Raw genomic sequence first — 25,129 nt, 5'->3', positions numbered from 1 at the left:
CTCCAGAGCCACACGCACAGTGTGCAAAACCTGCCTCCTCCCAGCGGCAGGCGCACTCTCACCCGACGGCGGTACCGCGCCGTGATTTCCCCGACGTTCGAGCTCGAGATGCGCGCGCACGGCCGCCCAGACCTTTTCCACCACCCGCGAGCGGGTGGGTTGACCGTCGTTCTTGTCGGCGTGTTGTGGCTCGCGGCTGTCGCCGCCGGCTTCGCCGTCGCGATGCGGCACGAGAAGACGGCCGCGCCCGACCACGACGTCGCCACGCGATTCCCGGAGGACGCCGTCTGCGTTGCTCCTCTCGGCAAGCCGATGCTGATCGTGTTCGTCCATCCGAAGTGCCCGTGCACGCGGGCGAGCCTCGAAGAGGTCGCAGCCCTGCATCACCGCTGCGGGGACAAGCTCGACATGCAGTTCGTGTTCCTGGAACGGGGGGACGCCCCGTGGCGCAGCGAGGACACCGAGCACTGGGAAACCGTCCGTGCGATCAATGCGGGTCCCGCGTTTGTTGACGTGAGCGGAACTGAACATCGCCGATTCGGCGCCACGACATCCGGCGAAGCGCTCCTCTACATGCCGGATGGCAGCCTCGCCTTTCACGGTGGGGTGACTGTCGGGCGGGGGCACTCGGGCGTGAGTGCCGGGCGAACGGCGATTGAAGCGATCGTCCTGAATTCCACGGGCTCCGGTCGGGATTTCACCCGCACCAAGGTTTACGGCTGTCCTCTCGAATCTCCCTGTCGCGCCGCGGGCCTCTGCGGGCGGACCGAATAACACCGACTTCCATGTCTGAAACCCCGATCTGGCTCAATGACGACGCTGTGCGCCGCCGCGCCCAGGAAATCGACAACGCCTCACGGCGCAAGGTGTACCAGCGAACCGACCGCATGTTCGTGGCGCTGCTGCTTCTGCAGTGGCTCGCAGCGATCATCGCCGCCGCCGTCATCACGCCGGCGACCTGGCAGGGGACGCTGAGCAGCGTCCATCCGCATCTGTGGCTCGCCGTGTTCCTCGGCGGGGCGCTCTGCAGCCTGCCGATTTTCTTCGCATGGAAGTTTCCGGGCGATGCGATCACTCGACAGACGATCGCCGTGGCTCAGGTTCTGTTTTCGTCGCTGCTGATTCACATCACCGGCGGTCGGATCGAAACGCATTTCCATATCTTCGGTTCGCTCGCTTTCATTGCGGCCTATCGCGACTGGAAGCTGCTGATCGCGCCGACGATCGTCACCGCTTCAGATCACCTGATCCGGGGGCTGTTCTGGCCCGAAACGATCTTCGGCGCCGCTTCGCCCGGGCATTTCCGGTGGCTGGAGCATGCCGCCTGGGTCCTGTTTGAAGACATCTTCCTGGTGATCTCGATCCGCCGCGGCGTCGCCGACCAGCGCGAGATGGCGATTCAGACCGCCCGCCGCGAGCTGCACCAGGAGCACCTGGAAGACCTGATCGATCTCCGCACGTCCGAACTCGCCGCGGCGACGGCCTCTGCGGAAGGGGCCAACCGCGCCAAGTCGGCATTCCTGGCGAACATGTCGCACGAGATCCGGACTCCGATGACGTCGATCATGGGGTTCGCCGACACGCTCCTCGAATGGGACCAGTCTCCCGAGGAGCGCCGGGAAGCCCTGCAGACGATCCGCCGCAGCGCGCGGCATCTGCTCGACCTCATCAACGACATCCTCGACATCAGCCGCATCGAAGCGGGCCGGATGACGATCGAGCAGATTCCCGTCGACGTCTCGCAGATCGCGGCCGACGTCGCCTCGCTGATGCGGCCGGTGGCGATCGCCAAGAAGATCGACCTGCAGCTGACGTTCGGCGAGCAGGTTCCGAAGACCGTGCTGACCGATCCGCTGCGGGTCAAGCAGCTGCTCGTCAACCTGGTTTCCAATGCGGTCAAGTTCACCGACCACGGACACGTCCGGGTCCATGTTTCGAGCGAGACTCGCGACGGCAACTGCTTCGTGAACTGCGCGGTGACAGACACTGGCGTCGGCCTGACTCCTCAGCAGCTCGACCGCCTGTTCCAGCCCTTCACGCAGGCCGATGAATCGATGACCCGCCGCTACGGGGGCACCGGGCTCGGCCTGGCGATCAGCAAGCGTCTCGTGGAACTCCTCGGTGGAGAGCTGACGGTCGAGTCGCTCCCGACTGTGGGCAGCGTGTTCCGGTTCTCGGTGAACGGCGGCCCGGTGACGGAACTCGAGATGGTGCAGCAGCTGAATGAATCGAGCCTCTCGACGACGGATCGGGCCGATTACCTGATCCGCCTGAGGGGGCGGATCCTCCTCGCGGAAGACGGCCTCGATAACCAGAAGCTCTTGTCGCAGATCCTGCGGAAGGCGGGAGCGGAAGTGGTCGTCGCCGAAAACGGCCGCGCCGCCATCGAGGCGATCATCCACGAAGAGTTCCATCTCGTGGTGATGGATATGCAGATGCCGGAAATGGATGGCTATACGGCGACCCGGCAACTCCGGAGCATGGGGTTCCACCTGCCGGTCATCGCGCTGACAGCCCACGCGATGTCAGGAGACCGCCAGAAGTGTCTCGACGCGGGATGCAGCGACTACCTGACGAAGCCGATCGCGAGATCGGCGCTGCTGTCGGCGGTTGCCCGCCTGATGCCGGAAGGCATCGAGTCCGTTCCGTCGGCGGCGGCGCAGGATTCCATCGCGAAGATCCGCAGTGAGTTCGCTGACGACCCGGACATGGCCGAACTCGTCGCCCAGTTCGTAGAAGTTCTTCCCTCACGCATGGCGAGCCTGACCGAACAGCTGCGCCGGGACGACCTTCCCGCTCTCCAGCGGTCCCTGCACCAGTTGAAAGGGGCGGGGGGCGGCTACGGCTTCCAGGAGATCACCACCTGCGCGGCGGGGGCCGAACTCGCCATCAAGAATCAAGATCCGCTGCCTTCCATTCATTCCGAAATTCAGTCCCTGCTGACGCTCGTCCGCTCTGTTGAGGGGTACGAGACGGCTCGCGAGCTTTGCCATGAATCCTAAAGTTCTCGTCATCGATGATTCGCCTGACCTCCAGGCCCTGGTCCGCGTCCGGCTCGCGAAAGAGCAGGTGACGGTCGCCTCGGCCTATGATCCGATCACCGGCATCAAGGAGGCCCGCACGATCGGGCCCGATCTGATCCTGCTGGACGTCGACATGCCCGGACGCGACGGATTCTCGGTGTGCGCCGAGCTGAAGTCGTATCCCGAGACGAGGGACATCCCGGTCATCTTCCTGTCCGGCGCTGCTTCGACGAGCGACAAGATCCGCGGCCTCGACCTGGGCGCCGTCGACTACATCGCGAAGCCGTTCGACGCGGCTGAGCTCCGGGCCCGCGTTCGAGCTTCACTGCGGACCCGCGAACTCATGAACCTGCTCGCCCGCAAGGCGATGATCGACGGCCTGACCGGCCTGTGGAATCGTCACTACCTCGACGCCCAGATGACCGTCGAACTGACCGCCTCGCGGCGGACGGGTGAGCCGCTGGCCTGCATCATGGCCGACGTCGACCACTTCAAGGCCATCAACGACAAGTATGGCCACGGGTTCGGCGACGAAGTCCTGCGCAGGATTGCGACTGTCCTGAATGAACAATGCCGTCCGCGCGACGTCGTCTGCCGGTACGGCGGCGAAGAACTCGCCATCCTGCTTCCGGGGACGACTGCGGACGAAGCGCTGGAGGTGGCGGAACGCCTCCGCCAGGCGATCGAAGACCTGCGATTCCTCTACTGCGACAGGCCTGTGCATGTGACCTGCAGTTTCGGCGTCGCCCAGTTGCGGGCGAAGGTCCCGCCGAGCGTGCTCGAGCTGGCCGACGAGGCGCTCTATTCGGCCAAGTCAAACGGTCGCAACTGCGTCACGCGCTGGCTGGAGCCGGAGCCCGAAATGGCTCTCGCAGCCTGCTCCGCCTGATTGCGTCTGGCGGCTCATCAGAAAAGGAAAGTGCCGCGGCCCCCCTTGGACCACGGCACCTTCCACAACCGTCTCGCGCATCGGCTTGCCGGAACGCGATGAGCGTGAAAAAAGGCGGCAGGAGGCAGTTAATCAGGTCGACGCAGCCATTGGGCCGATCTAACGGATCCGCTGCCTCCTGCACCTGCCATGCTAAAAGCACTCTGCACGTGTTCAAGAGGGTGCATTCCGGATCGTCGCGCGGGTGACTCTGTCTTTCGGACATTGACCCGGGATTTGCCGGATCCAATGATCCGTCCGCGGTGTTCTTCAGGGCCGCGGAAGCGCACGGCATGTCGTCAACGGGTCGTCACCGGAATCTTCATGGGCACGTCGGATGATCGCTGGGGCTTCGGGCTTCTGGTCGTGGCCATCCTTTCCGCGCTGGCGCTCTGCGCTCCGGCGCTGCGCGGCCAGGCGCTGGCGCTGGACGAACACGTTTCCTACTACTGCTCCGGAGCGCCGACCGTCAGCGAACTCTGGAATCGCTGTGAAGAAGTCGCCGTCCTTCCGCCGCTCTCCCATCTCCTCGAACGTTTGGCCCTCGCGATGGGCGGACACTCGGAAACGGTCTTTCGAGTGCCGTCGCTGGCTGCGTATGTCCTCGCGGTTCCGGCCGGGTTCTGGCTTGGCCGCATCGTTGCCGGTCCCCTGTGCGGGGGACTGGCCGCGCTGATCGTCGCCTGGCATCCCGGAATGCTGGATGAAGTCCGTTTTGCGAGATGCTACGGCCTGGTACTGCTGCTCGCGTCGTTGTCGATGGCCTGTCTGCTGCGCTGGCGTTCAGCGCCTGCGGAGCGTCGATGGCTGGCGGCCTGGACGGTTTCTGCGATCGCCCTGTGCTGGACTCACTATCTCACGGCCCCGCTCGTCGCGGCCCAGTCGGTCGTGCTCGTTTTCTCAGCGTGGCATGTACGCCGTTCGCGGCGGAACGCCCGCCCGTCGACCGCGCTCGTGGCCGTCATCGTGGTGGGCATGGCGTGCGTGCCGCTGCTGCCTGCTCTTCTCAGGCTGCGGGAGTGGAGCGGGCTCATCGAATTCCAGCGGATTCCTCCCACGGTGCTGGAGGCTTTCGGGGCGCCGTGGACGTTGTTCGCCCTGCTGCTGGTTTTGCTGTCATGCGCGTGGGCCCATTTTCACAGACGTCGTCGTGATGGGCAGCAGGGGCTGGAGGGAGGGGGGACGATCTGGATGCCCCTGTTCCTGTGGCTCGTTCCCCTGACGATGATCGCGACGATGGCGCTTCTGGGGAGTCCGATGCTCGCGAGCCCGCGCTATCGAGTGATGATCGTTCCCGCTTCGGCGCTGGCGGTGGGACTGGCCGCGACTCGTGTGGCGATTCCCCCGGTGGCGGCCTGCCTTGTCGCAGGGCTTCTGGGTTTCACGGCGTGGAGCATGAGCTTCTCGCCCGGGACGGCCGCCCGGCTGGCCAATCCGATCGAAGAAGAGTGGAAACAGGTGGGAGTCGAGCTCGCGTCCGAGATGGGTGATCCGGGTGTTCTCGTCTTCACGCAGTCGGGTCTGGCGGAAGGGATCCTGTTGCCGATGCTTGCGGATTACCCGCGTCTCAAGTCTTACGTGGCCTGTCGCCTGGGTCCGTTTTACACGCAGTCCGATCGCGCTCTGCCCATTCCGATCCTGTGGGACGTGGGTGGTCCGCTGTCGCGCCAGTACCTGTCGCTGCTGAAGGCCCCGGAGATCCGGCAGGTCAGGATCGTGGGGGCGAACGACACGGATCTCAACGCGCAGTCGATCGAAGTCTTCGCCAGTTTCCTGCGCTCGGCCGGCTTCCGGTCGACGGTCGGCGAATCGCGCCCGGGGATCACGCTCCTGCGATTCGAGCGCCGCGGGATCGAGGACGGAGTCGTCGAGTTTCTCAATCCCTGATCGGCTCGATGGTCGCACGAATCATCTTGACGCTCTGCCGGTCATCCACGATTGTGCCCGTCGTTGCGTGGCGCTGAACATGACCGCCTGGATGCCCCAGGAAGGCCACTGTCTTGCCGCGCCCACCACTCTCAACCGAAAAGTTTCCGTTCCAGGGATCGCTCTGGACGGCCGACCATCGCCTCAAACTGGGTGATGTCCAGGGGCTGTTCTACCGGGGTCTCGAAAAAGGGGACTCGACCTGGCGAGGTCAGATCCGCTGGGAATTGCCTCCCGCTCAGGTCCTGCACGTCGGTGAAACCGCCTTGCTGCAACGGACCGGCTTTGACGACCTCCGCATGGTCGTAATGAGCGCGGCGGGCCAGACGCTCATGTTCCGCTGCTGCACGACCGGTTCGCCGCTGGTTCCTTCCGCGACGGCGAATTCCGAAGACCGCTGACTGACGACGCGACCTCTGCCCGCTGCTCCGGGCTTATCGCTTCCATCGAAGCTCATTCAAGCCGACGTCGATGTACTGGCCGCCACCGGTCTGCCGACAGTGCACCGCCATGACATTCGTGCCGACCTTCAGCGCCGACTTGATTTCGGACGCGATGGCGGCCGGTCCGTACTCGGTGGAGAACCGTTTCAGCGAGTTCACGAGCCGGCCGTTGATGGAGATCTCGGCGTCTTCGTCGTGGTGAACGCGGAGGCTGAGTTCATCGACGTCGGTCGACTTCAGTTCGAACGTCCGCCGCAGCCAGATGTCTTTCGTGTTCCATTCGGTGCCGATGACGGCGGCCGGAGTCCCTTTCGTTCCGAATCCACCGGGCCCCTGTTTCCAGGCGCCGTCGTTGAAGGTGGGCTGCATCCAGTCGTCGGCCGGCTTGTCCGTTGTATACCGCCAGGCCTGCGGCTCTTGTTCCGAGGTGGGGACGAGGACCTTGAGGGACGGCGGCGGCTCGTGGAGTCGGGCGTGGAGTTTCTGCACGCGGTCCTTGTCGAACTTGAGGACTTCGCGGTCATAGGTGAGGAAGCCGTTGACTTCGATTTCGACATCGGTCGTCTGCGTGTAGACGGCGGCCGAGAGGCCCTGGCCGATCAGCACGGGAATCTGCGTGAGCAAATCGGAATAAGCGTCGTTCAGGGCCTGTTTCGTTTCATAGCTGCGGTAGCCCCAGTTGTTCTTGTCGAGCCAGGTGTGACCGTCGACGGGGAGGCCGAGGCCGCCGAACTCCCCGAGGACGCTGGCGCGTTTGTCTTCGATGGGGAGCATTCCCGGGCCGGGATAGATGTGGGCGTCAATCATGTCGCCCCCTTTGCGGTCGACCCAGCCGCTGGGGCCATCAATGAGACGGGTGCTGTCGAGGGTGCGGGTCCAGTCGAGGATTTCGTTGGTCTTGAACTGGCCCCAGCCTTCATTGAAGGGGACCCAGGCGACGATGCAGGGGAAGTGCTTCGTGGCGTTGACGATGGCGGTCCATTCCTTGCGGTAGACGGCCTCGCTGGCAGGGGTGCGTTCGATATCGGGCTTGTCGCGGCCGATGTTCTTGTCGCCGTTGGGCATGTCCTGCCAGACGAGGAGGCCGAGCTTGTCGCACCAGTGGTACCAGCGGGCGGGCTCAACCTTCACGTGCTTGCGACACATGTTGAAGCCGAGATCCTTCGTGATCTCGATGTCGTATTTCAGGGCCGCATCCGTCGGAGCGGTGTAGAGGCCATCGGGCCACCAGCCCTGGTCGAGCGGGCCGTACTGGAAGACGGGCTTGTTGTTGAGGAAGAGTCGGTTGACGCCGGCGGAGTCTTTTTTGAGTTCGATTTCTCGGAACGCGGCGTAGCTGTAGACCTCATCGATCTGCTTCCCGTTCCGTTCGACGGTGGCATAGACGCGATACAGGAATGGCGACTCGGGAGTCCATGGCTTCAGATCATCGGCCGGTACTCCGATCGTCAAATCACCGGATGATGCTGTCGCGGTCCCACCGTTTTCGGCAACGATCCTATCGCCATCGAGAATGGTGAGCTTGCAGATGTCGCCCTGTTGAGACCCGGACCACTTGATCCGTACGTTGAGCATCCGCTTATGGAAATTCGTGTAAGTCACGACCGAATCGATGGCTCCCTTCGAAACCGGCTCCATCCACACCGTCTGCCAGATGCCGGTGACGGGCGTGTACCAGATGCCGTGGGGATTCGTGTGCTGTTTGCCGACGGGCTGGACGCCGAGGTGGCTGGGGTCCCAAACGGCGACGGTGAGTTCCTGATCGCCGTCGGGCCTGATCGCCTCGGTCATGTCGAAGGAGAACGGGTCATAGCCTCCCTGGTGGTCGCCGATTTTCCTGCCGTTGAGCCAGACGGTGCAGTCCCAGTCGACGGCGCCGAAGTTCAGCATGATACGCTGGCCTTTCCAGTCGGCCGGGACGTTGAACGTGCGGCGGTACCAGAGGCGGCTGTTGGGACCGACGGTTTTGCCGACACCGCTGAGGGCCGATTCGGGACAGAACGGGACGAGGATTTCGCCGTCCCATTTGGTCGGAGCTTCACCCGGTTCGCCGGCCGCGTCTGGGGCGATCTGTCCGCGGCGGTCCTGCTTCTCGTCGGCGATCACCGGCCTCGCGAGCGGGGTGATGGCGTAGGACCAGAGCCCGTTGAGGTTCTGCCATTTCTCGCGGACGAGCTGCGGGCGGGGGTATTCGGGGAGGGGCGTCTCGGGTTTGACGTCTTTGGCCCAGCGGGTCATCGGCTTGCCGGGGACGGGCGTCCATTCGCCGAAGGCGGCCGATGGCAGCAGGAGGAGCATCCAGGTGAGCGGGCGCAGCAGATTCATCGCAGTCTCCCTCGAGGGCGTGAAGGGGGGGACATCGTACCGGGCGGCGGAGCGGGAACGGTACTCGGGAGTCGGGAGTTGGGGCGGTCGTCTTTCTCTTTGCCGGTGTTGTATCGGCTGGGGACTGTGTTCCTGGATTGCGGCAGGCATTTCGCCGGGTGCGTGCGTAGAATCTGGGAACCCTTCGCGACTCGCCCTTCTGCGGCAGTCCTTTGTGGCGGTTTGGATCCACTGAGAAGCTGACTATGTCACATGGTCCGGGTGACCTGCTCGCGGAGTTCGAGGCGGCCATCTCGCTTCGCCGGCAGCGCGAGGCGCAGATGGCTGAACTGGTCCACAGGAAGGATCCGCAACTCGCGGCGCTGCAGGACCAGTTGTCCGAGACGGAACGCCGGCACGCGGCCGACCTGTCGACGACCGAATCGCAGCGTGCAGGCGCGCTGGACGCGCTGACCACCGAGCACCAGACGGAGCACTCCCAGGCACAGCGGGACCGCGATGCGGCGCTGCGTGAACTGGTGCGATCGCACGACGCGGAAACGGCGGCCCTCGAGCGGCAGCACAATGACAGCACGTGGGTCGTTTCGTCGGTGATGGCCGACGACTCGGATGACAGCCCCCGTCGGCAGCACGAGCGATTCGTGCATGCCATCGAGCGAACGCAGGAAGACCAGACGACGGCCCTGGGCGGGATCGCGAGTGTTTTCGAGAGCACCGCGGCCGAGCGGAAGTACCGGGTGCGTGACTACGAAGCGGACGTGGAGGTCGCGAAGTCGCTGGATGAAGTTCAGGAGCAGTTCCAGGCGACGATCAACGAGACGACCGACCATGTGAACGAGCTGGGGCGACTGAAGCTGCCGAAGCTGTTTCTGTCGTGGTGGCCGGCTGTGGCGTTTCTGATTCTCGTCGCGGCGGCGACGGCGGTCGTGTATTTCGTCGTCGATCCGTCGGTGGCCAACATCACGACCGGGCGATCATCGAGCGAATGGATCCTGCTGTCGCTGCTGGGGGGAGCACTCGCGGCGGTTGTGGTCCTGCTCGTGCTGTACGTGATTGCGATGAGCGGCCAGAACGCGATCTTCCGGCGATGGGAACAGGAACTGGCGAATGCCCGCGTGATTCATGAACGGTGGATGCAGCTGGCGCAGAAGGACGTTGCGGCCCGCGAACCGGTGATGCTGCGAGAGCAGGCGCGGGTCGATGCGAAACGCGAGGAAACGCTCGAGCGTTACCGGACCACTTACAACACCCGGATCGCCGATATCCGGGGCCGAAAAGAAGCGGCGATCGCGGCGACGCAGCAGGCGTATCGACAGCGGGCCGCGGCGGCCGACCAGTTGCGGGCCACCCGGCTGGGCGATCTGACCCGTTGGCACACATCGACTCTCGAGACGATCGAGTCGAATTTTCACGCGGCGACCGATTCGTTGAAGGCGCAGGTGGCCGAGCAGATGGCGCAGCGTCAGCGAGAGGTGTCGGCCGCATGGTCGCAACTGAAGGTGGGCTGGGAGAAATCGCTGGGGGACTTCCAGGGGGCGGTTGATGAGGCCGAGCTGGAGAGCCAGCGGGCGTTCCCGTCCTGGAGCGAACTGGCGGGGCGCGACATCGCGCGTCCGAGAACGATTCCGGCCGGCATCCCGCTGGGAACGTTCGGGGTCAATCTGCACGAGTGGCCCGACGCGATCTCGGGCGACGCACGGCTGGCTCCGCGCCGGAGCGAGCTGACGATCCCGGCGCACCTGAAGTTTCCGGAGCGGCCTTCGCTGCTGCTCAAGTCACGTTCGCCGGAAGGTCGCGCGGCGGCGCTGCCGATCCTGCAGACGGCGATGCTGCGGCTGCTGACGGCGCTGCCGCCCGGGACGCTGCGGTTCACGCTGATCGATCCGGTCGGCCTGGGGGACAGCTTCGCGGGATTCATGCATCTTGCCGACGTGGATGAGATGCTGGTGACGAGCCGCATCTGGACGGAGCCGAACCAGATCGAGGCCCGGCTGGCCGACCTGACGGAACATATGGAGAACGTGCTGCAGACGTACCTGCGGAACGAGTTCCCGACGCTGGAAGACTACAACCGGCACGCGGGTGAAGTGGCGGAGCCTTACCGCATCGTGGTCATCCGCGATTTCCCGGCCAAGTTCTCGGAGATCGCGGCGCGGCGGCTGACGAGCATCATCACGAGCGGTCCGCGTTGCGGCGTGTATGTGCTGATGTCGGTCGATGGAAAGCTGCAGCTTCCGAACAATTTCCACCTGGCGGACATCGAACCGTCGATGAACGTGTTCGAGTGGAATGATCCGCCGTCGAAGAGGACGGGGCGGTTTGACTGGGTGCACGATGCGGCCGATCCGCTGGCACTGGAATCGCTTCCGGCCGCGACGGAAGAACCGGTGGTCGATTCGCGAACTCCGTCGTTCTATTCGGTCGACCCGGCGCTGTCGCGGTGGCCGCTGATTGCGGAGGCGCCTCCGGGTCCGGAGTTGTTTTCGCAGATCGTGAAGTCGGCGGGTGCGGCGGCGAAGGGGGCGCGGCGGGTCGAAGTGTCGTTCGAGCGGATTGCGCCGTCCGAGCGGGAGCGGTGGTCGCTGGACAGCCGTCGCGGCATCGACATTCCGATGGGCCGGGCGGGGGCGGTGAAGCTGCAGCATGTGCAGCTGGGCCAGGGAACCTCGCAGCACATGCTGATCGCCGGCAAGACCGGCTCGGGAAAATCGACGTTCCTGCACGGACTGATCACGAACCTGGCGCTGCATTACAGCCCCGACGAACTGCAGTTCTTCCTGATCGACTTCAAGAAGGGAGTCGAGTTCAAGGATTACGCGCAATTCCATCTGCCGCATGCACGGGTGATCGCGATCGAGAGCGATCGCGAGTTCGGCGTGAGCGCGCTGACGCGGCTGGACGAGCTGATGGCGGAACGCGGCGAGCTGTTCCGCAAGCACGGGGCGCAGGATGTGACGGGATTCCGCAACGGGAACCCGAACATTCCGATGCCGCGCGTGCTGCTCGTGATCGACGAATTCCAGGAGTTCTTCACGGAGGACGACCGCTACGCGCAGACGGCCGCACTGCTGCTGGACCGCCTGGTGCGGCAGGGGCGTGCGTTCGGCATTCATGTGATCCTGGGATCGCAGACGCTGGGCGGGGCCTACACGCTCGCCCGCAGCACGCTGGGGCAGGTGGCCGTGCGGGTAGCGCTGCAGTGCAGCGAGGCGGATGCGCACCTGATCCTGAGCGAAGACAACACGGCCGCGAGGCTGCTGTCGCGTCCGGGTGAAGCGATCTACAACGATGCGAACGGCCTGGTGGAAGGGAACCATCCGTTCCAGATCGCGTGGCTGCCGGACGACAAGCGCGAGCAGTACCTGCGGGATCTCGAGCAGATGGCTGACGCGCGCGAGGTGGGAGTCGAGTCGCCGATCATTTTCGAGGGGAACATTCCTTCGGACCTGTCGCAGAACCGGGTGCTGCGGCAGATGGCGACGACAGGAGCGGTCGAGCCGCGGCGGCGGACAGCGCCGCGAATCTGGCTGGGGGACGCCGTGGAAATCGGCGACCCGACGAGCATCGTGCTGGAGCGGCAGTCGAGCGCGAACGTGTTGCTGGTCGGGCAGGATCAGGAAGCGGTCCAGGGGATCCTGGCGGCGGCGGCGATCGCGCTGGCGACGCAGTCGGCCGATGCCGATGAACCGGCGGTCACGCTCTTCGACGGCAGCGCGGCGGATGATCCTGTGCGGGAGGTGTGGTCGCAGCTGGAGCAGATGCTGGGAGCGAAGTTCCGGCGCGTCGCGCCGAGCCAGGCTGCGGGGGCGCTCTCGAACCTGACGGCCGAGCGTGAGCGACGGGACGGGGATCGCGACACGCTGTTCCCGACGTCGTGCGTGTTCGTCTACAACCTCAGCCGCTTCCGCGACCTGAGGCGGGCGGAAGACGACTTCGGCTTCGGCGGCGGATTCGGTGGCAGCGGCGAGCAGACGGCATCGCCAGCGAAGCAGTTCTCACAGCTGCTGACGGGGGGACCGGAGCTGGGACTGCACTGCGTGATCTGGGCCGACTCGTATAACAACGTGGAGCGGTGGTTCAGCCGGCAGATGCTCCGCGACTTCGAGCTGCGGATCCTGTTCCCGATGAACGCGGCCGATTCGAGCAACCTGATCGATTCGCCGCTGGCTTCACGCCTGGGGACGGGTCGGGCGATCCTGTATCGCGAGGACCGGGGGGCGATCGAGAAGTTCCGTCCTTATGCGGCGCCGGGTCCGGACTGGATGTCGGGTTCTTCGCCGGGCCGGGACGGGGATGAGAGGCCGGGGGGCGAGGAGGGGCATGAGACGGCGTTGAGTCTGGATGAGTTTTCGATCAGTTGATGGGTAGTGGGTAGTGGCTTGCGCGAGCGTCCTGGAATTGTCATTCCGTGAGGCATCGCGGCTTTCTGGCTGAGGTTGGGCGGAATTGCCGGAACCGCGGGGTTGGTTTCCGTGTTCCATTCCCAGCAACCTTTCGGACGGTGGCGGAGGCTCTCGCATCCTCCCCCGGATTCACTGCTCCGCCATCGTTCCGAACGGTTCTGGAAGTTCGACCGGTCTGTCCAGCGGGAGGAGTCTGATGAATTCCGTCGCTCGCTGCCTGCTGATCGGACTGGTGTGCCTGGCGACCGCTTCCCTGCAGGGGGAAGTCCCGGAGGGACGCCGGGAGCATCCCTCCGAAGTGAAGATGGCCCGGGAGATCGACCGGCTGCTCGAGAAGAGTTTTGAGGCCGCGGGGGTGACTCCGGCAGGCATTTCTTCCGATGAAGACTTCCTGAGGCGGGTGAGCCTGGACCTGGCGGGGACGATTCCGACGCCGCGGGAAGTGACGCTGTTCGGACTGGATCCCGATGCGGACAAGCGGGCGAAGCTCATTGACAGGCTGCTGGATTCGAAGGGGTACTCGGACCTGTGGGCAGCTTACTGGGGCGAAGTAATTTTTGGGCATGCGACGGAGCAGCGGGCGCGCGGGGCGCAGGGCGTGTTCGAGGAATGGATGACGGCGCAGCTGGCGGCAAACCGGCCGTGGTCGGAGATCACGACGGCGCTCATCACGGCGACGGGAAAGGTGCAGGACGACGGGCAGACGGCACTGATGTTTGCGCACACGGGGAACGCAGAGGAGATCGCGGCCGAGGTGTCGCGGATCTTCCTGGGAATTCAGCTGCAGTGCGCCAACTGTCATGACCATCCGACCGACGGGTGGAAGCGCGAGCAGTTCCACGAACTGGCGGCGTACCTTCCACGGGTGTCGGTGCGGCGGCAGCCGGATGCAGGGCTTCTCGACTTTGAAGTGACGTCGTTCTCGGGGCCGGATGTTCGTCCGAAACCGGCGGAGCTGGCTCGATTTGTCGATCGCAACCGCGACGGAAGAGTGACGGCCGCTGAGGCCAAGGCCTCGCCGCGATTCGAACGGCTGTTCGGATTTCTGATCTCGCAGGGGGACGCCGACAAGGATGGCGCGCTGAGCATGAAGGAGATCGAAGGGCTGCCGGCGCCGCCGCGCGAAGGGCGAGGCTCTTCCGAGCACTACATGCCGGACCTCAATGACCCGACGGCGAAGGGAACGATGATGCAGCCAGTGTTCTTCCTCTCCGGCCAGCGGCAGAGGGGGAACTCGAGCGACCTTGATCGTCGGGAAGCATTGGCGAAGGCGATCACGTCGAAATCGAATCCGTGGTTCCGGAAGGCGTTCGTCAACCGGATGTGGGGTGAGCTGCTTGGCGAAGGGTTCTTCATGCCGATCGACGACATGGGGCCCAAGCGGAGCGGCGTGCAGGAAGACGTGCTGGAAGCGCTGGCGAACGGGTTTGCAAGCCACGGCTACGACATTCAATGGCTGCTGCGGACGATCACCTCCACGCAGGCGTACCAGCGGCAGCTGGCCGGGAGTCCGAACGACACGGTGAAGTTCGCGGCCGCAACGCCGACGAGGCTGCGATCGGACCAGATCTACAACGCGATGGCGCAGGTGCTGGGTGTGGAAGAGATGCCGGGCCTGGCATCGATGCGGCGGGGCCCGTACGGCCGAGGCAACTCGGGTCGGCGGGGATTCCAGCAATTGTTCGGTTACGACCCCTCAACGCCACAGGCGGACATCCTGGGGAACATTCCCCAGGTGCTGTTCATGATGAACGCGGACACGATTGCTCCGCTCACGCGGGCGACTGGCGATACGGCGCTGGGGCGGATCCTGACGCAGAACAGCGATGACGGGGCGGCGCTGGATGAGCTGTACCTGAGAGTGCTGTCGCGGGAGCCGACGGAGAAGGAACGGGAAATCAATCTGGCCTACATCAAGACCGTGGGCCGGAGGAACGAGGCGTTCGAAGACATTTTCTGGTCGCTGCTGAACAGCAGCGAGTTCCTGACGAAGCGATGACGGAATCACGCGATGCACGGCAGGCCGCCGGCCCAGCTGGTCTTCTCCGACAGAGGCCGTCTGGACTCTGACTGACTGAGCCGGCGGCGCCGGGCCTGTTGCGATGTGATGTTCCTGTCTCTGATTCGAAGCCAGGTGAACGATGTCCATTTACCAGCACGAATATGTCACGCTGAATCGTGACTGCCTGAGCCGCCGCTCATTCCTGCGTTCGGTTTCGACGGCGGCGAGTACCGCGGGATTGCTGTCGTTGTCGCAGGTGTGCGGGCTGCATGCGGAGGAGCTGAAGAAGCAGGGACGGTCGATGATCCTGCTGTACATGGCGGGGGCGCCGAGCCAGTTCGAGACCTTCGATCCGAAGCCGAAGCATGAGAACGGCGGAAGCACGAAAGTGATTTCGACGTCGATCCCGGGTGTGCAGATTTCGGATTCGCTGCCGGCGACGGCGGGCGTTCTGAAGGAGTGCGCGCTGATCCGCTCGCTGACGAACAAGGAAGGGAACCACCAGCGGGCGCAGTACCAGCTGCATACGGGTTACCTGCCTTCGGGGGGGCTCAAGCATCCGCATTTCGGCTCGGCGGTCGCGAAGGAGCTGGCGACGCCGGGGAGCGACCTGCCGGCGGTGGTGTCGATCGGACGGACGGAGGGGGCGGGATTTCTGGGCGTCGACTTCGAGCCGTTCGTGGTCGAGAGCCCGGGGGACCTGCCGCGCAACGTGGCGGCGACGGTTCCGGACCTGCGTTACAGCCGAAGGCTCGGGCTCCTGGGCGATCTCGAAAAGGAATTCGCGGCCCGGGGAGCGACACAGGTCGTGGAAAACCAGCGGCAGCTCTACGGCAAGGCGTCGCGGATGGTGCTGAGTCCGCAGGTGTCGACGTTCGACCTGCGCGGCGAGTCGGCCGAAGTGCAGGCGAAGTATGGGCGTGGCAACTTCGGGAAAGGTTGTCTCCTGGCGCGGCGGCTGGTGGAAAAGGGGGTGCCGTTTGTCGAAGTGCGACTCGACGGCTGGGACACGCATTTCGAGAACTTCGAGCGCGTTCCCCAATTGTGCCAGCAGATCGACTCGCCGATGGCGGCATTGATCAGCGACCTGAAGGAGCGCGGGCTGCTCGAGAGAACGGTCGTGCTATGGGTCGGGGAGTTTGGGCGGACTCCGAAGATCAATCCGCGGGCCGGGCGGGATCACTATCCGCGGGTGTTCAGCGCGCTGGTGGCCGGCGGCGGGATCCGTGGCGGGCAGGTGATCGGGAAATCGTCGGCCGATGGATCATCGATTGATGACCGCCCGGTGACGGTGCCGGACCTGTTTTCGTCGATCTGCAAGGCGTTGAGCGTGGATCCGAAGACGGAGAATTTCAGTCCGATCGGGCGGCCGATCCGGATTGTGGACGGCGGGGAAGTGGTGAGCGAGATGTTTGGGTGAGGTTGGAAATAGCCCGGTTCTGGGGACGAAGAATGGCCTCATGCGGAATGACGGGCCGGGCGAGACGCCGGGCTTGTTGATGTGAACACAAACACAAAGCACCCCGGCTGCCTTGGAGCAGCCGGGGTGCGAGCGACCTCCGCGCCTCTGCACGGCGTACGTGCAGAGCGGCCCCGGCTTTCACTTGGAGGCCGGGGCTTTTTTTGTTTTGGAACCGCCAAGGCGCGAAGACGCCAAGGGGGATCGTCGGGCTTGGTGTCAGATGGTCGGTTGACTCTGACACGAAGGCATTAAGACAGAAAGGGACACGAAGAAGGAAAGAGAACGAGTTCGAGTGTGCTCCACTCTCTCGTTGTTCCTTCGTGACTTTGTGTCGAAACAGACCTCCAACAGCTCTTACGACTGCCCCAGTGCGGGGATCTGTTGGAGGGCGGTGGCGATGGCGTGCATCAGCGGTTGGTCGTCCTGGCGGGTTTCGGGGGCGAGGTCGAAGAGGCCGGGGAATTCGGGGGCGTGGGGAGAGCGCTCGAGGAGGAGCGCGCCGTGCTGGAGGATGGCGCCTTTGCGGCGGCGCTGGGCGCTGCCGACGATCTTGAAGCCGGAAAGGACGATGTCGCGCGGGTCGCCGCGTCCGAAGCAGAGGAACGGCTCGGGCTCGTTGAACTTTTCGCCGCGGACATGGGCCGGCGCGCCGAGCGAGTTGAGCAACGCGACGAGGGCGGCGTGGACCTGGTCGTAAAGTTCGGTAGGGGCGTCGGCGAGCGGATGGCCATCCGGCAGAGCGATGGAGTAGGTCAGCTCGCGGTCGTGGAGGAGCGCGCCGCCGCCGGAGAGCCGGCGGACGCTGGGGAGGCCTGCAAAGCGGCCTGTGAGGACGGGGTCGTCGTCCTTCTGGAAATATCCGAGGGACACGGTCGGTTCTTCCCAGCGGTAGAGGCGGAGGGTCTGCGTTTTCTTGTCGATGGCGGAGACGAGGAGGGACTCATCCATGGCCATGTTGTCGGCGCCGGAGCGGGCGTTGGGTTCGACGATGACCTCCAGCATGCGTGGTGTTCCTGCCTTGATGGTGGTTGGGCGCTGGGGACGTTCGACACTGGCGGAGCCAGTGCCACCCATTCTCGGCGTCCCTTTCGTCATCGGCGGCTCGGCGGGAGCGTCGCCCTGCCGGACGGGAGAGCCATTTGGCACATGCACGGCTGACAGGGCCGTGGCACCTGTGATGATGACAAAGCTGCAAGGCGGCCCCGCGAGGCGGGCCGAGTATTTGACCATTGCGGCGGGTTCGATTTAACTGTGAATTCAAAATTCACGGCTCGCGGGCCGACGGGACCCTGCCTCGGCAGCGTCGCCGTCTCTACCGCGGGCACACACGTCGTCTCCATTCGAACGCTCACGAGGAGCAGACGCGATGTCCCAGCCCATCCCGGGTGAGGTTGCTTCCGTCCATCCGGGAGAGTCCTCTTCCCGAAAGCTGCAGGTCGGCTCCAAGGCGATCCCGCCCTGGAACGTAGCCGAACTTCCCGAAGCGCCGGGATTCAATTTCCGGCACTTCTTCGCGATGCTCGGCCCGAGCATCATCGCCGGCGGCGCCGCCATCGGCGGCGGTGAATGGCTGATGGGGCCGACGGTGACGGCCAAGTACGGCGGTGCGCTGCTGTGGCTGGCGACGGTCAGCATCCTGTGCCAGGTGATCTACAACATCGAGATCAGCCGGTACACGCTGTACAGCGGCGAGCCGATCATGAACGGCAAGTTCCGGACCCTTCCGGGGCCGGCGCTGTGGCTGATCCTGTACCTGATCGTCGACGTCGGCGCGATCATCCCGTACCTGTCGAAGAACGCGGCGACGCCGCTGTTCGTGCTGGTGTTCGGGAGGATCCCTGGAGAAGAGACGCCGGGAGACCCACAAAAGATCATGTGGCTGTCGTATGGCGTGTTCCTCTTGAGCTGCACGCCGCTGATCTTCGGCGGGAAGGTGTATCGTTCGCTCAAGGCGCTGATGACGTTCAAGATCGTCGTCGTGCTCGGGTTCCTGCTGGTCCTGGCGATGTTCTATTCCAACGCGGGAACGTGGAAAGAAATCGGGACGGGCTTCTTCAGGTTCGGCACGATTCCGACGCGTGTCGCCGAAGACAAGAACGGCAACGGCATCCTCGATCCGGACGAACTGGACTGGGACGGCGACGGCCATCCCGATGCGATCGAACCGACGCTGGCGTTCATCAAGAACGTGACCGGCCCGGACAAGAACGAGGACGGGAAGCCGGACGACGGCGGGCTGGACGTCGACGGGGACGGGAAACCGGATCTCTTCGTTTCCGTTGGTGAAAACCTGTACTGGCCGGATCTCGACGGGGACGGAAAACCGGACGCCACGGTGACCGTGAAAGGGATCAAGAATGAGAGCGTCACGGTGACGCTTCCCGCTGATCCCTCGAAGGGGCCGTTCTTCCGCCTGACGGATACCAACAACGACGGCATTCCCGAGAAGGGGTACGTCGACCTGGACGGCGACGGAATCACGGACGGCGACGGCGTCGTCAATATTTTCCAGTCGCTCCTGGGAGGCCACGGCATTCCGCCGATCGACCTGAGCATGATCGCGTTTCTGGCGGCGTTTGCGGCGATCGCCGGCAACGGCGGGCTGACGAACACGCCGATCAGCGGCCTGACGCGCGACCAGGGCTGGGGCATGGGCTCCCATGTGGGCGCCATTCCAAGCATGGTGGGGGGCGTGGACGTGAAGCTGTCTCACGTCGGGTCGGTGTTCGAGGTGACTCCCGAATCGCTTCCGCGCTGGCGGGGCTGGGTGAACCGCGTCCGTCGCGACCAGTTCATCGTGTGGATGCCGGCGTGTTTCGTCGGCATCGCGCTGCCGAGCATGCTGTCACTCGTCTTCCTGCGCCGGGGAACACCGGTGAACGACTGGACGACGGCCATCATGACGTCGCAGGGGGTGTATGACCGGGTGCTGGAAAGCAGCGCGGGCCTGGCGAGCTTCTGCTGGTTCATGACGCTGTTCTGCGGCTTCCTGACGCTGTCGACGGCGCAGGTGGGCATGATCGACGGATTCGTCCGCCGTTGGGTGGACCTGCTCTGGAGCGGCAGCAAGCGGCTGCAGCGCGTCGATCCGGGCCAGATCAAGTACATCTACTTCTCGGTGCTGTGCCTGTACTTCGTGGTGGGCATCTGCACGCTGACGCTGTTCCCGAAGCCGACGGTGCATGTGAAGCTGGCGACCAACATGATGAATTTTGGTCTCGGCATCAGCTGCTGGCATACACTGTACGTCAACCACAGCCTGCTGCCCCGACCTCTGCGGCCGGGGTGGTTCATCACGACGGTGCTGCTGCTGGCGGGGGTGTTTTTCCTCGTGCTGGCGGTGCTGGCGTTCATGCAGACGTTCGGATACATCGCGTGACATGGAGGATTCAGGGGCCAGGATCCAGGATTCAGGGAGCTTGAATGTCATTCAAACTCCGAATCCCAGGAGCCGGCTCCTCGTCCTTTTTCTGAATCCTGACCCCCGAATCCTGAATCCTCTCTCACATGCCTGTCCGTTACGCGATCATCGGCGCCGGCGCCGTTTCTGATTACCACCACGTCCCCGGAATCCGGATCGACAAGCGATCGGAGCTGGTGGCTGTCTGCGATCCCAACGTCGAGCTGCTCGAGAAGCGGATCAAGGACTGGGGCGTCTCGAAGATCACGACGAGCTACGAGGAGATCGCGGCCGATCCCGACGTTGATGCGGTCGTGATCGCGACGCCGAACGATACGCACAGGCCGATCGCGCTGGCGTGCATCGCGGGCGGGAAGCACGTGATGTGCGAGAAGCCGCTGGGGCTGAACTTCGAGGAATCGAAGGAGATGTACCGGGCGGCCGAGAAGATGAAGGTGCGTCACATGACGGCCTTCACGTACCGCTTCGCGCCTTCCATGCGGTACCTGCGTCACCTGCTGAAGAACGGCGAGCTTGGCGAGCTGCGTCATTTCCGGTCGCAGCGGTTCCTCGACTGGCCGGAAACGAGCTGGGGCTGGCGTCAGTACAAGAAGACGGCCGGGGGCGGCGACCTGTTCGACATGACGATCCACCGCATCGATTTCGCGATGGACCTGATGGGACCGCTGACGACCATCTGCGGTGCGGTGGCGACGTTCTGCCCGCGGGACCGGACGGTCGACGGCAAGCCGTGCCCTCCGTCGGAAGTGGACGACTGGTCGGCGCTGATCGGCCGATTCCAGAACGGTGCCGTCGGCGTGTGGGAAGGGAGCACCGTGATGAAGGGCTACCACAACGATGGCTTCGGCCACGAGTGGGCCGAAGTGAACGGCACGCTCGGCTCGGCCGTGTACCGGTTGCAGGATCCGAACCACATCCTGCTCGGCAAGCAGGGGAAGTCGCTGGAGAAGGTGGCCGTTCCGGAAGAGTTCCTGAAACTGCCCGGCAGCCCGCGCAATCCGCATGAAGGGGTGCCGAGCACGGTGTTCCGGTATGACCTGGTGTACGAACTGACGTCGGCGATCGTCGATGGGCGGCCGGCCGTTCCGGGATTTGATGACGGGGCGCGGGCGCAGGCGGTTGCGGATGCGGTGCTGGCGTCGAATGACGAGCGGACGTGGAAGGACCTGGACCTGCGGATGTAGTTCTCAGTCCGGTTCGTGCCACGGCCGTGTCGGCCGTGCGATTCCAGGCGGCGGCAACAAGTTGCACGCCGCTTTTTTCATGGAATGGCGGGTTGAGGGTACAGCTCACAGAGACGTGGCACGCGACGGAGTGGTCGCACGAGTGACAGGGAGCGGTTACGCTGAAGTATTGTCGAGTTTGCTGTCTCGAGAATGTTGATTTCGCGTCTTCCTGAAGGTGATTCCATGCGCTCCATGAATCGTCGAAGCGTTCTCAAGGCCGGCCTTGCGGCCGGTGTGTCCCTCGCCGTTCCGTTTTCGCGGGCCTATGGCGCGAATGACCGGGTTCGCATCGGCGTGATCGGGCTGGGCGTCCGCGGCGGTGAGGATGCGAAGGCCTTTACGAGCGTCAGCGGAGCGGAAATTGCGGCGATCACCGATCCGGACAATGAGCGGGTGGGAGACTTCCTCAAGAAGTATCCGCAGGCCACGCCCTACGCCGACCTGCGGAGGATGCTTGAGGACAAGTCGATCGACGCGGTCGTCGTGACGACGTGCAACCACTGGCATTGCCTGGCGTCGATCTGGGCGATGCAGGCGGGGAAGGACGTGTACGTCGAGAAGCCGCTGTCGCACAGCCAATGGGAAGGGGCGCAGGTGGTGAAGGCGGCCCGGAAGTACGACAAGATCGTGCAGCTGGGAACGCAGCAGCGCTCGGACCCGATGCAGGCGGAGATCAAGAAATACCTGCACGAGGACAAGGCGCTCGGCCAGATCGAGTTCATCGAGGTCGTGCGGTATGGCGTGCGTCAGAGCATCGGGAAGCGGAAGACGCCGCTCGAGATCCCCAAGGAAATCAATTACGACCTTTGGCTGGGACCGGCCCAGGACCTTCCGCTGTTCCGTGAGAAGTTCCACTACGACTGGCACTGGGACTGGAACACCGGCTCCGGGGAGATGGGGAACTGGGGCGTTCATGTTCTCGACGACGCCCGCAACAACGGCCTGCTGGACAAGCCGCGGATGCCGAAGCGCGTGATGGCGGGCGGCGGGCGACTCGGATGGGACGATGCGGGCGAAACGCCCAACGTGCACTTCGTCTATTACGACACGGGCTCGATCCCGGTCCTGCTGGGGCTCAGCAACCTGCCGGCGGCGCCGGGGGACAAGAAGTCGCTGAACTTCCGCGGGGCGACGTCAGGTTACGTCATCCACTGCGAGGGGGGCTATTTCTCCGGCCAGCGCGGCAAGGGAGCGGCCTTCGACAAGGACGGGAAGAAGATCAGGGAGTTCAAGGGGAACAGCGGGGCCGGCCACCAGCAGAACTTCGTGGACGCGCTGCGGAAGCGGGACCGGTCGATCCTGAACGCCGAGATCGAACTCGGGAACGATTCGTCGGGGTGGTGCAACCTGGCGAACATCGCGTACCGGGCCGGCGGAGACTTCACGCGCGAGAAGGCGGAGTCGATGCGGAAGGACTACCAGCCCTGGAACGACCTTCTCGACCAGATGCAGGAGCATGTGCACAACTACGGCGTGGCGCTCGATTCGAAGAGCGTGAAGCTGAGCAGCGTGCTCGAGCTGGATGAGAAGGGGGAGAAGTTCGTCGGCGAGGGAGCGGCCGAGGGGAACAAGTACCTGAAGCGGGAATACCGGAAGGGATACGAGGTTCCGGAGATCGGTTGAGGCTGGAGGTCGCGGTGGCGTTCCCGGGCGTCGGCCTGGGAACGCACTCTTCTCAACGCCTCGATCACGGCGTTGAATCGGAAGATCCGGCCTCAGGACTGTCAGGAGCGGTCGCCGACGCCTCGGGAGCAGCAGCGGGAGTCGGAGCGACGGGGGGGACGGCAGGCAGATCAACCGGTTCGGGCGTCGTCGCGTCAATCATTCCCATCGACGCATACTCGAGAATCGACCCCTTCTCGACGTGCACGTTCTTGAGTGCGATCGCGTATTCGACGCGCGACTGGTAGTAGCGCGACTGCGATTCCGTCAGCCGCCGCTGGATATCCAGGAGCTGTTCGAGATTGATCGTCAGGCCTTCCCGCCGGTTGGCTTCCAGTCCCGCCAGCGCTTCTTCGGCCGCCAGGTAGCGGTTCTCGTTCGTCCGCACCTGCTCGTAGGCGCGATCGACATCCGCGATGGTGTTGCTGAGGTCGTGGAGGATCTGCCGTTCCTGCTCGGTCAGCACGGCCCGTTCGCGCGCCAGCAGGAACTCCGCGTTGTCGACCGCCGCGTGCGCGCGGCGGAATCCCAGCGGCATCGAGAATTCGAGCCCTGCAGCGAACTCGCGGTATTTCATGGTCCCGAGCTCATCCAGGGCCGAGCCGTAGCCCGAGTCGGTTCCGCCCCCCGCCAGGTCGTGACCCAGTCCCCGGACGCGGGCGACACCCACGGCATCCAGCCGCGGCGCCAGGAAATTCTGGGCGGCGATCAGCTCCAGTTCCCTGCGCTTCACCAGCAGCCGCTGCGCGCGGACTTCCGGACGTCGGCGCAGGGATTCCGTGACCATCGATTCCCAGTGGAATTCGACCGGCGCGATTTCGGGATCATTGCCGGGACGCAGCGTGCGCCCGTCGTTCACCGGCAGGCCCACGAGCAGCCGCAGGCGACGCTCGGCCACCTGCACGCCATTCACGCCGCGGAACACGCCGCCAGTCGATCCGTTCTGGTCCTGCGTCCGCTGTCCGACTTTGCCGGCGACGGCGTCCTGCAGCTCTGACTGGAACCGGAAGTATTGCTCGCGGGCGAGGGCCTCGGCCGCGGCCGATTCCCGCCCTTCGTCCTGCTGCACCTTGTAGGCTTCCCAGGTTTCACGGCTGCGTGAAACGGCGAGGCGTTTGGCATCGAGATCGCGGTAAGCGAAGTAGAGGTCCCAGTAGGCATTCACGACGTCGCTAACGTAGTCGCGGAGGCCGCGTTCGAAATCGACCGCGGTGATGTCGCTGTTCACCTTCGCGATCAGGACGCCATTGGAGACGCCGGGGATGGCTCCCGGGCCGGCGATCCGGTTGAACGTCAGGCCGCCTCCCTGCAGCAGTGGCTGGCGCAGCTCGGCTTCCATCTGCTGCTGCCAGGCTGTGGGGAACAGGTGGCTGACGACGTTGTTGTGGTCGTAGTCGGTGAGCGACCGGAGGCTCATCTGTCCGCCGGTCGCCGTCAGCTTGGAGAGCTGTGCGACGTAGTCGTGCTTGTCCTGCGAGAAGAGCGAATCGGTGCCGCTGAGCAGGAGGTTGTTTGCGATGTGGTAGTTGTCCTGGAACATCGCCGAGCCGAAGAGCTGGGCGTCATAGGCGCTCAGTGCGGCCTCCATGCCGAAGCGAGGATCGGACTGCTGGATCAGACGGGTGTAGCGGGTCTGTACCTGGCCGGGAGCGCGGAGAATCGTCGCGCCGAGATCCCGCAGCACCTGGGAGTTCGTCATCGCGATGCCCAGGACTTCGTCGAGCGACACGTCCCAGTAATCGGGCTGGTCTCCCTGTTTGAGCGTCTTGAGCGTGACCGGCTGGATCACGGCTTCATGGACGATCGGCTCGGCCTCGGGATTGTCGACGCGGGCCATGACGGCGTCGACTTCCGCGGTGTCGTTGAAGACGGTTTCGGCCGGATTCGTATTCCGGCAGCCGGCGGGGAGCGAGCACAGGATGAGCAGCAGGAGGATCGCGGCGCGCATCGCGAGCGCCGCCGGCGCTGTGCGCGGCGTCACCAATGCCAGATCCTGCCCGCGATCCATCATGCTCCGGGGCATCCTTGCCAAGGGGCGCAATCACCCGGCCTTCCAACCGTCGCATCCCGATCATTGGACGCGTCGCCTGGACCAGGCGCCGGCATGTCGCCACGGAGGCGGATTGCCGGTCATCGTCGGTCCCATCGACCAGCCGTTTCAGCGCGCTCCAGTCATCGCCCGTGCAATCGGGCCGTTTGGAGAACCTTCCCCAGACGACGGCTCAGGACTTCAGTAAACGTCAAAGCTTCCCAGCCCAACCAGCCACACCCCCGGAAACCCTGGCAAGCTGTGACGATTGTGCCGGTA

Annotated in this window: 14 protein-coding genes; 11 read left to right on the top strand and 3 right to left on the bottom strand. The window is 64.5% G+C overall.

The window, feature by feature from the left end; translation table 11 throughout:
* The first annotated feature begins 159 nt into the window (after positions 1-159).
* The 5 genes from Pan44_RS01005 (at position 160) to Pan44_RS00985 (ending at position 6,278) form a co-directional block, all read left to right on the top strand.
* On the top strand, positions 160-774 hold the full coding sequence (locus tag Pan44_RS01005) for a thioredoxin domain-containing protein (RefSeq protein ID WP_145026409.1): 615 nt from the start codon (positions 160-162) through the stop codon (positions 772-774).
* An 11-nt stretch (positions 775-785) separates the two neighbouring features.
* On the top strand, positions 786-3,002 hold the full coding sequence (locus Pan44_RS01000) for a response regulator (RefSeq protein WP_145026407.1): 2,217 nt from the start codon (positions 786-788) through the stop codon (positions 3,000-3,002).
* On the top strand, positions 2,992-3,912 hold the full coding sequence (locus Pan44_RS00995) for a diguanylate cyclase (RefSeq protein ID WP_145026405.1): 921 nt from the start codon (positions 2,992-2,994) through the stop codon (positions 3,910-3,912). The genes Pan44_RS01000 and Pan44_RS00995 overlap by 11 nt, the downstream gene beginning before the upstream one ends.
* Positions 3,913-4,275: 363 nt before the next feature.
* Positions 4,276-5,838, top strand: coding sequence for a glycosyltransferase family 39 protein (locus Pan44_RS00990; protein ID WP_197453736.1), 1,563 nt, complete (start codon positions 4,276-4,278; stop codon positions 5,836-5,838).
* A 113-nt stretch (positions 5,839-5,951) separates the two neighbouring features.
* On the top strand, positions 5,952-6,278 hold the full coding sequence (locus Pan44_RS00985) for a hypothetical protein (RefSeq protein ID WP_145026401.1): 327 nt from the start codon (positions 5,952-5,954) through the stop codon (positions 6,276-6,278).
* A gap of 33 nt (positions 6,279-6,311) precedes the next feature.
* On the opposite strand, the gene Pan44_RS00980 is transcribed toward Pan44_RS00985, so the two are convergent.
* Positions 6,312-8,645, bottom strand: a complete 2,334-nt coding sequence (locus tag Pan44_RS00980) for a glycoside hydrolase family 2 protein (protein WP_145026399.1) — start codon at positions 8,643-8,645, stop codon at positions 6,312-6,314.
* A gap of 245 nt (positions 8,646-8,890) precedes the next feature.
* Here Pan44_RS00980 and Pan44_RS00975 point away from each other — a divergent pair, with 245 nt between their 5' ends.
* From Pan44_RS00975 to Pan44_RS00965, 3 genes are all read left to right on the top strand, one after another.
* Positions 8,891-13,006 (top strand): FtsK/SpoIIIE domain-containing protein, encoded by a 4,116-nt coding sequence (locus tag Pan44_RS00975; protein WP_145026398.1) that lies wholly within the window; start codon positions 8,891-8,893, stop codon positions 13,004-13,006.
* Between the two features lie 238 nt (positions 13,007-13,244).
* On the top strand, positions 13,245-15,047 hold the full coding sequence (locus Pan44_RS00970) for a DUF1549 domain-containing protein (RefSeq protein ID WP_145026395.1): 1,803 nt from the start codon (positions 13,245-13,247) through the stop codon (positions 15,045-15,047).
* Positions 15,048-15,189: 142 nt separating this feature from the next.
* A complete protein-coding gene (locus Pan44_RS00965; protein WP_145026392.1) occupies positions 15,190-16,470 on the top strand; it encodes a DUF1501 domain-containing protein in 1,281 nt (426 codons plus the stop codon).
* 396 nt (positions 16,471-16,866) lie between these two features.
* Here Pan44_RS00965 and Pan44_RS00960 read toward each other — a convergent pair whose 3' ends face one another.
* Positions 16,867-17,514, bottom strand: coding sequence for a lipoate--protein ligase family protein (locus tag Pan44_RS00960; protein ID WP_197453735.1), 648 nt, complete (start codon positions 17,512-17,514; stop codon positions 16,867-16,869).
* A gap of 364 nt (positions 17,515-17,878) precedes the next feature.
* On the opposite strand from Pan44_RS00960, the gene Pan44_RS00955 reads away from it, so the two are divergent.
* From Pan44_RS00955 to Pan44_RS00945, 3 genes are all read left to right on the top strand, one after another.
* Positions 17,879-19,891 (top strand): Nramp family divalent metal transporter, encoded by a 2,013-nt coding sequence (locus Pan44_RS00955; RefSeq protein ID WP_145026386.1) that lies wholly within the window; start codon positions 17,879-17,881, stop codon positions 19,889-19,891.
* 128 nt (positions 19,892-20,019) lie between these two features.
* Positions 20,020-21,117 (top strand): Gfo/Idh/MocA family protein, encoded by a 1,098-nt coding sequence (locus Pan44_RS00950; RefSeq protein WP_145026383.1) that lies wholly within the window; start codon positions 20,020-20,022, stop codon positions 21,115-21,117.
* A 225-nt stretch (positions 21,118-21,342) separates the two neighbouring features.
* A complete protein-coding gene (locus tag Pan44_RS00945; RefSeq protein ID WP_145026380.1) occupies positions 21,343-22,782 on the top strand; it encodes a Gfo/Idh/MocA family protein in 1,440 nt (479 codons plus the stop codon).
* A gap of 64 nt (positions 22,783-22,846) precedes the next feature.
* On the opposite strand, the gene Pan44_RS00940 is transcribed toward Pan44_RS00945, so the two are convergent.
* Positions 22,847-24,832, bottom strand: coding sequence for a TolC family protein (locus Pan44_RS00940; RefSeq protein ID WP_197453734.1), 1,986 nt, complete (start codon positions 24,830-24,832; stop codon positions 22,847-22,849).
* Positions 24,833-25,129: the final 297 nt, after the last annotated feature.

Source organism: Caulifigura coniformis, from assembly GCF_007745175.1.
Lineage (GTDB): Bacteria > Planctomycetota > Planctomycetia > Planctomycetales > Planctomycetaceae > Caulifigura > Caulifigura coniformis.
Note: the sequence above shows the minus strand (reverse complement) of the source record. Positions and strands in the feature narration are given on the sequence as shown.